Origin of the sequence: Enterobacter oligotrophicus (assembly GCF_009176645.1) — a bacterium.
Classification (GTDB): Bacteria; Pseudomonadota; Gammaproteobacteria; order Enterobacterales; family Enterobacteriaceae; genus Enterobacter; species Enterobacter oligotrophicus.
On record NZ_AP019007.1, the window covers coordinates 3,823,785 to 3,838,852 of the forward strand.

Genomic DNA, 15,068 nt, shown 5'->3' on the forward strand with positions numbered 1-15,068 from the left:
TTTACCGGGTCTGTGCTTCATCTGGCAAAGCGGCGATGAAATAAGGTCTATTATTAGAAATAGTTACTTACCCAGGAGGCAAAATGATGAACAAGGTTGCTCAATTTTACCGCGAACTGGTAGCAACACTGACGGAACGACTGCGTAACGGCGAGCGTGATATCGACGCACTGGTTGAACAGGCTCGTGCGCGGGTGACGCAAACGGGTGAGTTAACACGAACGGAAATCGAAGAGGTGACGCGCGCCGTACGCCGCGACCTGGAAGAGTTTGCGCGTAGCTATGAAGAGAGCCAGGACGAGGTCGTCGACAGCGTGTTTATGCGAGTGATCAAAGAGAGCCTGTGGCAGGAGCTGGCGGATATCACCGATAAAACGCAGCTGGAGTGGCGCGAGGTATTTCAGGATTTGAACCATCACGGTGTCTATCACAGCGGCGAAGTAGTGGGGTTGGGGAACCTGGTGTGTGAGAAGTGCCACCACCATATAGCCGTTTATACGCCGGAGGTGTTGTCGCTGTGTCCGAAGTGCGGGCACGACCAGTTCCAGCGACGCCCGTTTGAGCCATAGGTAAAAGCAAAACGGCAACCACGTTGCCGTTTTTAGTGTTTGCTCCCTCTCCCTGTGGGAGAGGGCCGGGGTGAGGGCATCAGGCCGCAGAATAATAAGCCAGCCGCTCCGCCAGCAAATCCACAAATGCCTGCCGATCGATATCCACCATCAGCGTGGTATTCGGCGCATTTCCCGTCAGCGAGTAATAGTCCACTACCGTCATGCCCTGGGTGTATTTTCCCTGCGTTTCCACGCCGACCCAGCGTTCAACCGTGGTGAACATCTCCGGTTTCAGCAGCCAGGCGATGGTGCAAGGGTCATGCAGCGGTGCGCCGTGGAAGCCCCATTTCTCCGCTTTGTGATACTCCATAAAGAAATCGAGCAGCTCTGCCACCGTCGTCGCAAGCGGGTTACCCACAGCACGAAAACGTTCAATGTCATCTGCCATAATCTGCGCGCGGTGCGTAACATCCAGCCCCGCCATCACAACCGGCAGACCCGACTGGAAGACAATCTCTGCGGCTTCCGGGTCGACAAAGATGTTGAACTCCGCTGCGGGCGTCCAGTTACCTAACCCCATTGCGCCGCCCATGATGACAATACGGGCAATTTTGCTGTGCAGTTCAGGATGGCTGTTAAGCAGCAATGCGACGTTGGTTTGCGGGCCGGTAGCCACCAGCGTGACAGGCTCGTGGCTTTCGCGCAGAACCTTCGCCATCAACTCCACGGCAGTACAATTTTGCGGCGCGAAATCCGGCTCCGGCAGGGCCGGGCCGTCCAGCCCACTTTCACCATGCACGTTGTCGGCAATGATCAGCTCACGCATCAGCGGCTTCACGGCACCGCCTGCGACGGGAATATCCGTGCGTTTGAGCAGCGTCAGCATACGCAGTACGTTACGCAGGGTTTTGTCAGGCGTCTGGTTTCCGGCGGATGACGTGACCGCTTTCACTTCAAGCTCAGGGGAGGCAAGTGCAAGGACGAGAGCGATCGCGTCATCATGACCTGGATCGCAATCGATAATGATAGGTTGTGCCATAGCGTTCTCCATACGTAGCGTTATTTTGTGACAAGGTTAACGCTGTAATGTGACGCCGACGAGAAGAAGAACGTTAAAGCGTGAAGCAGTGCGCAATCCGCAGATTGCGCACCGGGAAGATTAGTGCAGGATTTTGGCGAGGAAGTCTTTTGCGCGTTCCGATTTCGGGTTAGCGAAAAACTCTTCTTTCGGCGAGTCTTCAACGATTTTCCCTTCGTCCATGAAGATCACGCGGTTGGCCACTTTACGGGCGAAGCCCATCTCGTGGGTCACCACCATCATGGTCATCCCTTCATGTGCCAGCTCGACCATCACGTCCAGCACTTCGTTGATCATCTCTGGATCGAGTGCAGAAGTGGGCTCATCAAACAGCATCGCCACCGGGTCCATGCACAGCGCACGGGCGATCGCCACACGCTGCTGCTGGCCGCCTGAGAGCTGTGCCGGGAACTTATCCGCATGAGCCGAAAGCCCCACACGCTCCAGCAATTTCAACCCTTTCTCGCGCGCCGCTTTTTTATCGCGCTTAAGCACTTTCACCTGCGCCAGCGTCAGGTTTTCGATAATGGAGAGGTGCGGGAACAGCTCAAAATGCTGGAATACCATTCCGACGTGGGAACGAAGCTGCGCAAGGTTGGTTTTCTTGTCGTTAACTTTGGTGCCGTTGACGAGAATTTCACCCTGCTGCACCGGCTCCAGGCCGTTGACGGTTTTGATCAGCGTGGATTTACCGGAGCCGGACGGCCCACACACTACCACCACATCGCCTTTTTTCACTTCGGTAGAGCAGTCGGTCAGCACCTGAAAGTGCCCATACCATTTAGAAACATTTTTCAGGGAAATCATTACACAGTCCTTTTCTTCAGCCAGCTGACCAACAGCGACGCGCTTAAACTAATCACGAAATAGACCCCACCCGCGAAGAGGATCATCTCGACCTGCGTACCATCACGTTCACCGATGGTGGATGCGGTACGGAAGAAGTCTGCCAGGCTCAACACGTAGACCAGCGAGGTATCCTGGAACAGCACGATGCCCTGAGTCAGCAGGAGCGGTACCATGGCGCGAAACGCCTGCGGCAGAATAATGAGCTGCATTGACTGCCAGTGCGTCATCCCCAGCGCCAGCGCAGCGCTGGACTGCCCACGGGAGATACTCTGGATGCCCGCGCGGATAATCTCTGAGTAGTAAGCGGCCTCGAACATCGAGAATGCCACCATCGCGGAGATCAGACGGATATCAGTTTTGGGTGACAGGCCCAGTACATTCTGTAAGAAGCCTGGAACAATCAGGTAAAACCACAGCAGCACCATCACCAGCGGAATGGAACGGAAGACGTTAACGTAAGCGGTGGCAAACCAGGCGAGCGGTTTAAAGCTCGACAGGCGCATCACCGCCAGCAGGGTGCCCCAGACGATACCCACGATGATGGCGATAACGGTGATCTTTAAGGTGATCACCAGGCCATCCAGCAGATACGGCATGGAAGGAACGATAGAACTCCAGTCAAACTCGTACATTATTTGCCCCCCAGATTGCCCGGCAGGCGAACTTTGCGTTCAACCAGGTTCATCACCAGCATGATGAATGCGTTTATCAGAACATACGCGAGCGTGATCGCCGTGAAGGATTCCCACGCATGGGCGGAATAATCCAGCAATTTACCGGCCTGAGCCGCCATATCCACCAGACCGATAGTGGAGGCGATGGCCGAGTTTTTCACCAGGTTCATCATCTCTGAGGTCATGGGCGGCACGATAACGCGATAAGCGTTTGGCAGCAGCACGTAGCGGTAGGTTTGTGGCAGCGTGAGCCCCATCGCCAGACCGGCATTTTTTTGCCCGCGCGGCAGTGACTGAATGGCGGCACGCACCTGCTCGCAAACGCGCGCAGCGGTAAACAGCCCCAGACAGAGCATGGAGGAGACAAAGAACTGCACGTTAGGGTCCAGTTCTGCCTTAAACCACATGCCAAGATTTTCCGGCAGCAGTTCCGGCACAACCAGATACCACGTAAAGAATTGCACGATCAGCGGAACGTTACGGAACAGTTCCACATACAGCGTGCCAACAGAAGAGAGTAAACGGTTAGGAACGGTGCGCAGAATACCGAACAGCGAACCGACAAGAAACGCGATGATCCACGCCGTTATCGATAACGCAACGGTGACCTGAAAGCCGCTCCACAGCCAGCCAAGATAGGTGGTGTTGCCGAACGGGGCTTGTTGCAGAAAAATGCCCCAGTTCCAGTCGATTGACATAATAAACTCCGGAAAAAAAAGGGTAGCAGCGCTACCCTCGAAGATTGGTGAGAAGCTCATTTTCGCGCTGAGTGGGGAACGACCACTCAACGTATAGTCTGTCCATGCTTCCCGACAATCGAGAGGGCAGGAGATCCCGCCCCTGTTGTTCTAATTAGTTAAGAGCTTTGTCATTAGGTGATTTGAACAGCGCTTTCATGTCGTCAGACAGTTCGAAGTTCATATTGAGGTTTTTTGGTGGAATTGGGTTTTTGAACCACTTATCGAACCATTTTTCCGCTTCGCCGGATGTCTGAACCTGAGCGATGGTGTCATCGATCAGCTTTTTGAAGTCGGCGTCGCCTTTACGCAGCATACAGCCGTACGCTTCTTTTGATTGCGGAGTGCCGACGATTTCCCAGTTGTCTGGTTTCTTCGCTTTCGCACGTTCACCCGCCAGCAGGGCATCGTCCATCATAAACGCGACGGCGCGACCGCTTTCCAGGGTACGGAAGGAGTCGCCGTGGTCTTTCGCGCTGATGATGCGCATGTCCATTTTCTTCTCGTCATTCAGTTTGTGCAGGAGCACTTCTGAGGTCGTACCGGAGGTGACAACAACGGCTTTACCTTTCAGGTCAGCAAAATCTTTGATCTCACCGCCTTTTTTCGTCAGCAGACGCGTACCTACCACGAAAATGGTGTCGGAGAAGGCGGCCTGCTTCTGGCGCTCAAGGTTGTTGGTGGTGGAGCCACACTCAAAATCGAAGGTGCCGTTTTGCAGCAGAGGAATACGGTTTTGTGAAGTGATAGGGATCAGCTTCACCTGCAGGTCAGGTTTGTTCAGCTTTTTCTTCACAGCTTCAACGATGGCGTTGGAGTAATCCTGTGAATAGCCCACGACTTTTTGCGTGTTGTCGTAGTAAGAGAACGGGACAGAAGATTCACGGTGGCCGACCACGATCACGCCATTTTTGGCAATCTTGTCGAGAGTGCTTCCTGCTGCCGGAGCGTCTGCAGCGTGTACCGCGCCCGCGGACATTCCCATAACCAGCATTGCTGTGGCCAGTTTACGTAATTGCATACCCAACTCCTTTCTTATCAGCGCCAGTGACGCATTGATACCCATTGTGATGTTGTTATATCTCGCGCTATGCGAGTGCAGTGTTATGCATGCTTGTTAACATTTAGTCTGGCTTAATGTAAAGATTTTGCTGCGTTATTGTTTATTTTTGCGAAGCGCGCCGCACCATTCAGAGGCAAAAATCTCTCGTTGCACCGTTTCGGTGCTACCGATGATCTACGCTGGTGCGACAAGGTTGCACGTTAAGCCAAACTGCGTTTGCGTGAATAAACAAAGCAATAGGCGTGCCAGATTGAGTATTAGGGGGAATTGTCGGGTGGCGGCTGCGCCTTACCCGACCTACGGGAATGGAAATGTAGGCCGGGTAAGGCGCAGCCGCCACCCGGCAACAGAAGGTAAGGCTATTTACGACGCTGACGCAGACTCATTAACACCGCGCCAAAGCCGAACAGCGTGGTCAAAATCCACAGCGGCCAGTTGCCGGTACGGGCGTACGGTGTCAGACCGGTGGTTGGCGTAACGCTGGTGGTCAGCACCTCGCGGGTGAACTGCGGGATCATCGCCTGAATTTCCCCCTGCGGCCCAATCACGGCGGTGATACCGTTGTTGGTGCTGCGCAGCAGCGGACGCGCCAGCTCCAGAGAACGCATACGCGCCATCTGGAAGTGCTGCCACGGGCCAATCGACTTACCAAACCAGGCATCATTAGAGATAGTCAGCAGGTAATCGGTATCCGGGCGGAAGTTATCGCGCACCTGCTCGCCGAGGATAATTTCGTAGCAGATGGCTGCCGTCAGGGCAAAGCCGTGCGCGTGCAGCTGCGGCTGAACATACGGACCGCGGCTGAAGGAGGACATCGGCAGATCAAAGAACGGTGCCAGCGGGCGCAAAATCGACTCCAGTGGAACAAACTCGCCAAACGGAACCAGATGGTTTTTGTTATAGCGATTAGTGGAGTTATAGCTGTACCTACTGTCTTTGCCGAGCGTAATGATCGTGTTGTACGTGTCATAGCGGTTCTGCTGGTTCAGGCGTGCATCAACGATCCCGGTGATCAGCGTGCTGCCGCGCGCGCGAAGCAGATCGTCCATCATCTTCAGGAACGGCTGCTGGTTGATTTCCAGGTCAGGGATCGCCGACTCCGGCCAGATAATTAACTGCGATTTGCCCATCACGGCTTCGGTGGCATTGGCATAGATTTTCAGCGTGTTAATCAGCTGATTTTCATCCCACTTCAACGACTGGGGAATATTACCCTGCACCATAGAAACCTGGGTTGCGCGCTCTGGCTCCAGGGTGAACCACTGGATATAACGCAGCGGGAAGGGCAGGGCAAATAGCACCAGCGCCGTAACCAGCGGTTTCCAGTTGCGCGTGACCAGCGCCAGCACCAGCAGGCCGCTGACCATCATCAGCAGGAAGTTAATCGCCTCAACGCCCATCACGGGTGCCAGCCCTTTCAGCGGGCCGTCAATCTGGCTGTAGCCGAACTGCAGCCACGGGAAGCCGGTCAGTACCCAGCCACGCAGGAATTCTGTGATTTGCCAGACGACCGGTGCCGCAATGGCGACGCGCAGCCAGGTGGTTTTCGGCCACAGGCGAGACAGGATACCGGCGAACAGGCCGGTATAGAGCGAGAGATAGGCGGCGAGCAGCACCACCAGGAAGACGTTCACCGGACCCGGCATACCGCCAAACTGCGCGATACTGACGTAGACCCAGTTGATGCCGGAACCAAACAGCCCCAGCCCCCAGAAGTAGCCAATGGCGGCTGCCTGAACCGGACGGCGATTCAGGGTTAACCCCTGTAGCCCCATCAGAGAGAAGATGGCGGCGGGCCAGATATCGTAAGGAGAAAAAGCCAGCGTACCGCTGGCTCCGAGTAACAACGCCAGCAGCAAACGGACGCGCTGGCGTTCAAAGAGTGGGGCAAATGCCATTTACATTAATCTTCCAGTTTTGGCACCGGTGAGTCGTCCGGCATTCTGACGTGAACCTGTATAATACGTCGGCTGTCGGCCATGGCGACCTTAAACTGGTAACCGTCGATGTCAACGGTCTCGCCACGAGCCGGAAGATGACCAAAGGCCTGCATCACCAGTCCGCCAATGGTATCCACCTCTTCATCGCTGAAGTGGGTGCCGAAGGTGTCGTTGAAATCCTCAATCGAGGCCAGCGCGCGTACGGTCCAGGTGTGGCGGCTGAGCTGACGGAAGTCGATATCCTCTTCTTCGTCATACTCGTCTTCGATTTCGCCCACGATCAGCTCAAGGATATCCTCGATGGTGACCAGACCGGACACGCCACCGAATTCATCAATAACAATCGCCATGTGGTAGCGCTGAGAGCGAAACTCTTTCAGCATCCGATCCACACGTTTACTTTCCGGCACAACCACGGCCTGGCGTAACACTTTTTCCATGCTGAAGGCTTCGGCATCGCTGCGCATAAACGGCAGCAGATCTTTAGCCATCAAAATCCCTTCGATGTGATCTTTGTCTTCGCTAATGACCGGGAAACGCGAGTGGGCGGATTCGATGATCACATCGAGGCACTCGTCCAGGGTCTGGTTACGTTTCAGGGTGATCATCTGCGAGCGGGGGATCATGATATCGCGGACGCGCTGGTCGGCGATGTCCATAACCCCTTCGAGCATTTCGCGCGTATCTTCGTCGATAAGGTCGTTTTGCCCGGAATCACGAATCAGCTCCAGCAGTTCATCACGGTTTTTCGGTTCGCCGTGGAAAAGCTGGTTCAGAATGAGGGAGAAAAATCCCTTTTTACTGGTTGTCGTGTCGCTACTGTGTGAATTGTCGTCGCTCATGGCGTTTGTTAAGGGTTCTCTTGTTAGTTCAACGTTTACCGCCGCGCTATGTCCTTACGCGGCGGCATGTTAGCCAGCCGGTTGACTGACTATTCTTTCTCGGCAATGTACGGGTCCTCATAGCCCAGAGCAAGCATTATCTCTGTCTCAAGGGACTCCATCTCTTCCGCTTCATCATCTTCAATGTGATCGTAGCCCAGCAGGTGCAGGCTACCGTGTACCACCATATGCGCCCAGTGCGCGTCGAGCGGCTTTTGCTGCTCTTTGGCTTCCTGCTCAACCACCTGACGGCAGATGATCAGGTCGCCCAGCAGCGGCATTTCAATCCCCGGAGGCGCTTCGAACGGGAAAGAGAGCACATTGGTCGGCTTATCTTTCCCGCGGTAGGTCAGGTTAAGCTCGTGGCTTTCCGCTTCATCCACCAGGCGAATCGTCACTTCTGATTCTTCCTGAAACTGGGGGATAACCGCATCCAGCCATTTCTGAAACTGTGCCTCATCTGGCATGCCGGAATTATCTTCACAGGCCAGCTGTAAATCGAGGATCACCTGACTCATTTCTGTTCTTGCTCCTGCGCATCGCGCTTACGTTCTGCGGCCAGTTCGGCCTTACGTTTTTGTTCCGCCTCTTCCCAGGCTTCATAGGCGTTAACGATGCGCGCGACCACCGGATGGCGGACGACGTCTTCGCTGTGGAAGAAGTTAAAGCTGATTTCATCGACTTCGGACAGCACTTCAATCGCGTGGCGCAGGCCAGATTTGGTGCTGCGCGGCAGGTCAATCTGGGTGATGTCGCCGGTGATGACCGCTTTCGAGTTAAAGCCGATACGCGTCAGGAACATCTTCATCTGTTCGATGGTGGTGTTCTGGCTCTCATCAAGAATGATGAACGCATCGTTGAGCGTGCGGCCGCGCATGTAGGCGAGCGGGGCGACTTCAATCACGTTACGCTCAATGAGCTTCTCTACTTTCTCAAAGCCTAACATCTCGAACAGGGCGTCATAAAGCGGGCGCAGATACGGGTCCACTTTCTGACTTAAATCACCCGGCAGGAAGCCGAGTTTTTCACCCGCTTCGACGGCAGGGCGAGTCAGCAGAATTCGACGGATTTCCTGGCGCTCCAGCGCATCAACCGCAGCGGCAACCGCCAGATAGGTTTTCCCCGTACCCGCCGGACCCACGCCGAAGGTGATGTCATGGTCGAGGATGTTGGCAATGTACTGCGCCTGGTTCGGCGTGCGTGGTTTAATCACGCCGCGTTTGGTCTTGATGTTGATCGCTTTGCCGTAGTCCGGCACGCTTTCCGCGCTCTGCTCAAGCACGCGCGCCTCTTTAATGGCGAGGTGGATCTGTTCCGGTTCGATATCCTGCGTTTCGCCACGCATCGGGGCGGTATCAACATACAGACTGCGAAGAATATCTGCAGCGGCATTGACGCAGATGCTGCGTCCGGTGAGTTTGAAATGGTTATCGCGACGATTGATTTCGATACCCAGACGTCGCTCAAGTTGTTTGATGTTGTCATCAAACGGCCCGCACAGGCTCAGCAGGCGAGCGTTGTCTGCGGGCGTTAGGCTAATTTCACGCGTATCTATGTTCAAACTGTTCCTCTTTGAGTAGTTAACTTACCCGGTGGCACCTGGCGTAATAAAACGGTCATTACCGAAATTATTCACGCCACAGAATAAAGGCGCAAGCGTTGCGGATGATATTGGGGGCAATGAGAGGAAATACAAGGCCTGCCGGAAGGGCAGGCCATAAGGACTATGGCTGGTAAATCCCCACGCCAGAATCGTCTACTTTGCGGGTGCGAGAGATCACCGATTCGGGTGATTCTGCAATACGCAGGCCCATTTCGGCTTCGGTCCGTACCAGCTTCGCGCGCAGTGAATTGGTCAGGACTTCGACAATTTCGACGTCCACAAATTTACCGATCAGATCCGGGGTGCCTTCAAAGTTCACCACGCGGTTGTTTTCGGTACGACCGGACAGTTCCATAATGCTCTTGCGGGAAGTGCCTTCCACCAGAATACGCTGGACGGTGCCGAGCATACGGCGGCTCCAGGCGTTGGCCTGCTGGTTGATACGCTCCTGCAGAATATACAGACGCTGCTTTTTCTCTTCTTCCGGCACATCGTCAACCATATCGGCCGCAGGTGTTCCAGGACGCGCTGAGAAGATGAAGCTGTAGCTGACATCGAAGTTTATTTCGCCAATGAGCTTCATGGTGCGCTCGAAGTCATCAGCGGTTTCGCCAGGGAAGCCGACGATAAAGTCGGAGCTGATCTGGATATCGGGACGCGCTTCACGCAGCTTACGGATGGTGGACTTATACTCCAGCACCGTATGTGGACGGCCCATCAGGTTCAGCACCCGGTCAGAGCCACACTGAACCGGCAGGTGCAGGAAGCTCACCAGCTCTGGCGTATCGCGATAAACGTCAATGATGTCGTCGGTAAATTCCATTGGATGGCTGGTGGTAAAGCGAATACGGTCGATGCCGTCAATCGCGGCCACCAGGCGCAGCAGTTCGGCAAAGCTGCCGGTGGTGCCATCGTAGTTCTCACCGCGCCAGGCGTTAACGTTCTGACCCAGCAGGTTCACTTCGCGTACGCCCTGCGCGGCCAATTGCGCGATTTCAAACAGAATATCGTCTGCTGGACGGCTGACTTCTTCACCACGGGTGTAAGGCACCACGCAGTAAGTACAGTATTTGTTGCAGCCTTCCATGATGGAGACGAAAGCGGTCGGGCCATCAGCGCGCGGCTCTGGCAGACGGTCAAATTTTTCGATCTCCGGGAAGCTCACATCCACGACCGGGCTACGATCGCCGCGAACCTTATTTATCATCTCAGGCAGGCGGTGCAGGGTCTGAGGGCCAAAGACAATATCCACATACGGGGCTCTCTGGCGGATCAGCTTACCTTCCTGCGACGCGACGCAGCCGCCCACACCGATGATCAGGTCCGGATTTTTTCGCTTAAGAAGTTTCCAGCGGCCTAATACGTGAAAGACTTTTTCCTGCGCTTTTTCACGAATTGAACAGGTGTTCAGCAGCAGCACATCGGCTTCTTTCGCATTTTCAGTCAGCTGGTATCCGTGGGTGGTATCCAGCAGATCGGCCATCTTGGATGAATCGTATTCGTTCATCTGACAGCCCCAGGTTTTTATATGGAGTTTTTTAGTCATCGACTTGCTCAGCTCAGGATTGCAAGCCGCGTATTGTAATGCTTTGGTGGGGTTGTGACCAGTATGAAGGTTATGACTCTCAAGAGCGCAAAAATCCGGTAAACTTAAGGGATTCTCCAATAAGGAAAAATGACCATGACACTCCAACACACCGAAGTTGCCGTTGTCGGCGGCGGTATGGTCGGCGGCGCGCTGGCGCTGGGGCTGGCGCAGCAGGGATTTGCGGTAACGGTAATTGAGCAGTCGGCACCGCCGGCATTCGATCCCGCCAGTAAACCGGACGTGCGCATTTCCGCAATCAGCGCGGCGTCCGTCGATCTGCTGCGCGGGCTGGGCGTTTGGGAAGCGGTACAGGCGATGCGCGCCCATCCTTACAGTCGTCTTGAAACCTGGGAGTGGGAAAATGCCCATGTCGCGTTTGATGCCGCTGAACTGAAGCTGCCGCGCCTGGGGTATATGGTGGAAAACAATGTTCTGCAACTCGCCCTGTGGCAGGCGCTGGAGGCGCATCCGAACGTTACGCTGCGTGTACCTGCTTCCCTGAAAGCGCTGCATCGCCACGAAAGTGGCTATCTTCTGACGCTGGATAGTGGCGATGGGCTGGCCGTGAAACTGGTAGTGGGGGCAGATGGTGCGAACTCGCAGGTCCGGCAGATGGCGGGAATTAGTGTACATGCCTGGCAATATCAGCAGTCCTGTATGCTGATCACCGTCCAGTGCGAGAATGCACCGGGCGAAAGCACCTGGCAGCACTTTACGCCAAACGGCCCACACGCCTTTTTACCGCTGTTCGATAACTGGGCATCGCTGGTGTGGTACGACAAACCGGTGCGCATTCGCCAGTTGCAGGGGCTCTCTATGGAACAGTTGCAGCGCGAAATTCTGCAGCATTTCCCGAGCCGTTTAGGTTCTGTCACGCCGGTCGCTGCGGGCGCATTCCCACTCACACGACGTCATGCTTTGCAGTATGCCCGTGAAGGGCTGGCGCTGGTGGGCGATGCGGCACACACTATTCATCCGCTGGCCGGGCAGGGGGTGAATCTGGGCTATCGAGATGTCGATGCGTTACTGGACGTTTTGAGCAATGCGCGTGGCCATGCGGAAGCCTGGTCCAGCCATCAGGTTCTGAAACGCTACCAGACGCGGCGTATGGCGGATAACTTTATCATGCAGTCAGGGATGGATCTGTTCTATGCCGGGTTCAGCAATGACTTAGCCCCGGTGCGCATTCTGCGTAATATCGGCTTAATGGCGGCGGAACGCGCCGGTGGTCTGAAACGTCAGGCCCTGAAATACGCCTTAGGACTTTAATCCTTTTTCCCTCTCCCCGTGGGAGAGGGTCAGGGTGAGGGCATCAGGCCGCACAATGCTGAACAACAAAAACAAAAAAACCCGCAGAGCGGGCTTTTTTGTTACTAAGTGGCTGGGGTGCAGGGATTCGAACCCCGGAATGCTGGTATCAGAAACCAGAGCCTTACCGCTTGGCGACACCCCAATTGCGTTAAACAAACTGCTTAACGACTTTTTTAAATTGGCTGGGGTACGAGGATTCGAACCTCGGAATGCTGGTATCAGAAACCAGAGCCTTACCGCTTGGCGATACCCCAACAATTTTTTCTAGCTTACCGAAAAAATCGGTAAATGACTAATTTGGTGGCTACGACGGGATTCGAACCTGTGACCCCATCATTATGAGTGATGTGCTCTAACCAACTGAGCTACGTAGCCAGCACTGCAATCTTCGATGGCTGGGGTACCTGGATTCGAACCAGGGAATGCCGGTATCAAAAACCGGTGCCTTACCGCTTGGCGATACCCCAATAACCGCGGAGAACCGCTAAATCGAAGAAATATGGCTGGGGTACCTGGATTCGAACCAGGGAATGCCGGTATCAAAAACCGGTGCCTTACCGCTTGGCGATACCCCATCCGTGCAACGCTTACCTGGGAATGGTGCGGGAGGCGAGACTTGAACTCGCACACCTTGCGGCGCCAGAACCTAAATCTGGTGCGTCTACCAATTTCGCCACTCCCGCAAAAAAGATGGTGGCTACGACGGGATTCGAACCTGTGACCCCATCATTATGAGTGATGTGCTCTAACCAACTGAGCTACGTAGCCATCTTTTTTTCGCGTTACCTTATCGGCGTTGCGGGGCGCATTATGCGTATAGACCCTTGCAGCGTCAACACCTTTTTCAACGAAAATAGCCGGAATGTGACTGTTTGGTTAGGTTGCGAACAGCGTGGCCGAATATTCGGCAATTATTGGTTATTAATCGATTTTGTGCGGTGAAAAGTAAGGCAAAAAAAAGGCCCCGAAGGGCCTGTGTACAGTTTAAGCGATTACTTATAGGCGGACTGGTGAACGCCTACCGCACGTCCTGAAGGATCGTTCATCGCTTTGAAAGATTCATCCCATTCAATGGCTTTCGCAGAAGAACAGGCGACGGACGGGCCACCCGGCACACATTCGGCGGCGCTCGGAACCGGGAACAGTTCTTCAAAGATCTCACGGTACAAATACGCTTCTTTAGAGCCTGGCGTGTTGTACGGGAAGCGGAAGCTCGCGGTTTCCAACTGTTGGTCGGAAACCTGTTTTGCCGCCACCTCTTTCAAAGTGTCGATCCAGCTGTAGCCAACGCCGTCAGAGAACTGCTCTTTCTGACGCCATGCAACGCTTGCTGGCAGGTAGGATTCGAAACATTCACGCAGGATATGTTTCTCCATTTTACCGTTGCCGCACATTTTGTCCTGCGGGTTGATGCGCATCGCCACATCGAGGAATTTCTTATCCAGGAACGGCACGCGCGCTTCCACGCCCCAGGCGGACATCGCTTTGTTGGCACGCGCACAGTCAAACATATGCAGCGCCTGCAGTTTACGCACGGTTTCTTCATGCAGCTCTTTGGCGTTTGGCGCTTTGTGGAAATAGAGATAGCCGCCAAACACTTCGTCCGAGCCTTCACCGGACAGCACCATCTTAATGCCCATCGCTTTGATCTTACGGGACATTAAATACATCGGCGTGGAGGCGCGGATGGTGGTAACGTCATAGGTTTCAATGTGATAGATCACATCGCGGATCGCATCCAGACCTTCCTGCACGGTGAAATGAATTTCATGGTGCACGGTGCCGAGGTGGTTAGCCACTTCCTGCGCGGCTTTCAGATCCGGTGCACCTTCCAGGCCCACGGCGAAGGAGTGCAGCTGCGGCCACCAGGCTTCAGAGCGTTCCTGATCTTCAACGCGACGGGCAGCGTATTTCTTGGTGATCGCGGAGATCACAGAGGAGTCCAGGCCGCCGGAGAGCAGCACACCGTAAGGCACGTCTGACATCAGGTGGCTTTTCACGGAATCTTCCAGCGCCTGACGCAGCTCGGCTTTGTCCGTGACGTTGTCTTTTACCGCGTCATAATCGAACCAGTCGCGCTGGTAGTACGGGCGGATCTCGCCGTCTTTGCTCCACAGATAGCTGCCTGCCGGGAACTCTTTAATGGTGCGGCAAACCGGCACCAGGGCTTTCATTTCAGACGCGACATAGAAGTTGCCATGCTCGTCGTGGCCCATGTACAGCGGGATGATACCAATATGATCGCGGCCAATCAGGTAGGCGTCTTTTTCGCTGTCGTACAGCGCGAAGGCAAACATGCCCTGCAGGTCGTCCAGGAATTCCGGACCTTTCTCCTGATACAGCGCCAGGATCACTTCACAGTCAGATCCGGTCTGGAACGCGTAGCGATCGCCGTACTCGGCGCGCAGTGCCTGATGGTTATAGATTTCACCGTTCACAGCCAGCGCGTGTGTTTTTTTCTCGTTATACAGCGGCTGTGCACCGGCGTTGACGTCAACAATCGACAGACGTTCATGAGCCAGAATCGCTTTATCGCTGGCGTAAACGCCGGACCAGTCCGGACCGCGGTGGCGCATCAGGCGGGACAGTTCGAGAGCCTTTTTACGCAGTTCACCCGCGTCAGTTTTAATATCCAGTACGCCAAAAATTGAACACATAACCTTCTCCGTTAACCCTGTTGCTTTGTAATGTTGCTTGCTTATGAAAATGCCGCAAAAGGGGGAGGGGGCGCAAGCGTTTTACGGGGAGAAACGAAAATAGTGCAATGGTGATTGCTGAATGTTGAAAAAAGAG

At 54.6% G+C, this 15,068-nt stretch carries 13 protein-coding genes and 7 tRNA genes; 2 read left to right on the plus strand and 18 right to left on the minus strand.

Annotation, left to right across the window (positions count from 1 at the left end; all coding sequences use genetic code 11):
- Positions 1-86 precede the first annotated feature (86 nt).
- Complete coding sequence (locus EoCCA6_RS18285) at positions 87-569, plus strand: zinc ribbon-containing protein (RefSeq protein ID WP_152084483.1); 483 nt, start codon at positions 87-89, stop codon at positions 567-569.
- A gap of 79 nt (positions 570-648) precedes the next feature.
- On the opposite strand, the gene rihA is transcribed toward EoCCA6_RS18285, so the two are convergent.
- From rihA to miaB, 10 genes are all read right to left on the minus strand, one after another.
- Positions 649-1,590 carry a pyrimidine-specific ribonucleoside hydrolase RihA gene (gene rihA / locus EoCCA6_RS18290; RefSeq protein WP_152083856.1) on the minus strand — a complete coding sequence of 314 codons (942 nt, stop codon included), beginning with the start codon at positions 1,588-1,590 and terminating at the stop codon, positions 649-651.
- 120 nt (positions 1,591-1,710) lie between these two features.
- Positions 1,711-2,436 carry an amino acid ABC transporter ATP-binding protein gene (locus EoCCA6_RS18295; protein ID WP_152083857.1) on the minus strand — a complete coding sequence of 242 codons (726 nt, stop codon included), beginning with the start codon at positions 2,434-2,436 and terminating at the stop codon, positions 1,711-1,713.
- The gene (gene gltK / locus EoCCA6_RS18300; protein WP_152083858.1) at positions 2,436-3,110 is read right to left on the minus strand and encodes a glutamate/aspartate ABC transporter permease GltK; all 675 of its coding nucleotides are present in this window, start codon (positions 3,108-3,110) and stop codon (positions 2,436-2,438) included. Before gltK ends, EoCCA6_RS18295 begins: the two co-directional genes overlap by 1 nt.
- Entirely contained in the window at positions 3,110-3,850 is a 741-nt protein-coding gene (locus tag EoCCA6_RS18305; RefSeq protein WP_152083859.1) for an amino acid ABC transporter permease, read from the minus strand. Before EoCCA6_RS18305 ends, gltK begins: the two co-directional genes overlap by 1 nt.
- A gap of 154 nt (positions 3,851-4,004) precedes the next feature.
- Entirely contained in the window at positions 4,005-4,910 is a 906-nt protein-coding gene (locus EoCCA6_RS18310) for an amino acid ABC transporter substrate-binding protein (protein ID WP_152083860.1), read from the minus strand.
- Between the two features lie 401 nt (positions 4,911-5,311).
- Positions 5,312-6,850 carry an apolipoprotein N-acyltransferase gene (gene lnt / locus EoCCA6_RS18320; protein WP_152083862.1) on the minus strand — a complete coding sequence of 513 codons (1,539 nt, stop codon included), beginning with the start codon at positions 6,848-6,850 and terminating at the stop codon, positions 5,312-5,314.
- 5 nt (positions 6,851-6,855) lie between these two features.
- Entirely contained in the window at positions 6,856-7,734 is an 879-nt protein-coding gene (gene corC, locus EoCCA6_RS18325) for a CNNM family magnesium/cobalt transport protein CorC (RefSeq protein ID WP_152083863.1), read from the minus strand.
- Positions 7,735-7,823: 89 nt separating this feature from the next.
- The gene (gene ybeY, locus EoCCA6_RS18330) at positions 7,824-8,291 is read right to left on the minus strand and encodes an rRNA maturation RNase YbeY (protein ID WP_010428616.1); all 468 of its coding nucleotides are present in this window, start codon (positions 8,289-8,291) and stop codon (positions 7,824-7,826) included.
- The gene (locus EoCCA6_RS18335; RefSeq protein WP_152083864.1) at positions 8,288-9,334 is read right to left on the minus strand and encodes a PhoH family protein; all 1,047 of its coding nucleotides are present in this window, start codon (positions 9,332-9,334) and stop codon (positions 8,288-8,290) included. The genes ybeY and EoCCA6_RS18335 overlap by 4 nt, the downstream gene beginning before the upstream one ends.
- 163 nt (positions 9,335-9,497) lie before the next feature.
- Entirely contained in the window at positions 9,498-10,922 is a 1,425-nt protein-coding gene (gene miaB / locus EoCCA6_RS18340; protein ID WP_152083865.1) for a tRNA (N6-isopentenyl adenosine(37)-C2)-methylthiotransferase MiaB, read from the minus strand.
- A 135-nt stretch (positions 10,923-11,057) separates the two neighbouring features.
- Between miaB and ubiF the strand changes: the two genes are divergently transcribed.
- Positions 11,058-12,233 (plus strand): 3-demethoxyubiquinol 3-hydroxylase, encoded by a 1,176-nt coding sequence (gene ubiF, locus EoCCA6_RS18345; protein ID WP_152083866.1) that lies wholly within the window; start codon positions 11,058-11,060, stop codon positions 12,231-12,233.
- A 109-nt stretch (positions 12,234-12,342) separates the two neighbouring features.
- On the opposite strand, the gene EoCCA6_RS18350 is transcribed toward ubiF, so the two are convergent.
- The 8 genes from EoCCA6_RS18350 to asnB form a co-directional block, all read right to left on the minus strand.
- Positions 12,343-12,417: transfer RNA gene (locus EoCCA6_RS18350), tRNA-Gln, on the minus strand.
- A 37-nt stretch (positions 12,418-12,454) separates the two neighbouring features.
- Positions 12,455-12,529: transfer RNA gene (locus tag EoCCA6_RS18355), tRNA-Gln, on the minus strand.
- 44 nt (positions 12,530-12,573) lie between these two features.
- Positions 12,574-12,650, minus strand: a tRNA-Met gene (locus EoCCA6_RS18360).
- Between the two features lie 17 nt (positions 12,651-12,667).
- A tRNA-Gln gene (locus EoCCA6_RS18365) sits at positions 12,668-12,742 on the minus strand.
- Positions 12,743-12,775: 33 nt separating this feature from the next.
- Positions 12,776-12,850, minus strand: a tRNA-Gln gene (locus EoCCA6_RS18370).
- Between the two features lie 23 nt (positions 12,851-12,873).
- A tRNA-Leu gene (locus tag EoCCA6_RS18375) sits at positions 12,874-12,958 on the minus strand.
- Between the two features lie 8 nt (positions 12,959-12,966).
- Positions 12,967-13,043 (minus strand) — tRNA-Met (locus EoCCA6_RS18380).
- A gap of 224 nt (positions 13,044-13,267) precedes the next feature.
- The gene (gene asnB / locus EoCCA6_RS18385; RefSeq protein ID WP_152083867.1) at positions 13,268-14,932 is read right to left on the minus strand and encodes an asparagine synthase B; all 1,665 of its coding nucleotides are present in this window, start codon (positions 14,930-14,932) and stop codon (positions 13,268-13,270) included.
- Positions 14,933-15,068 lie beyond the last annotated feature (136 nt).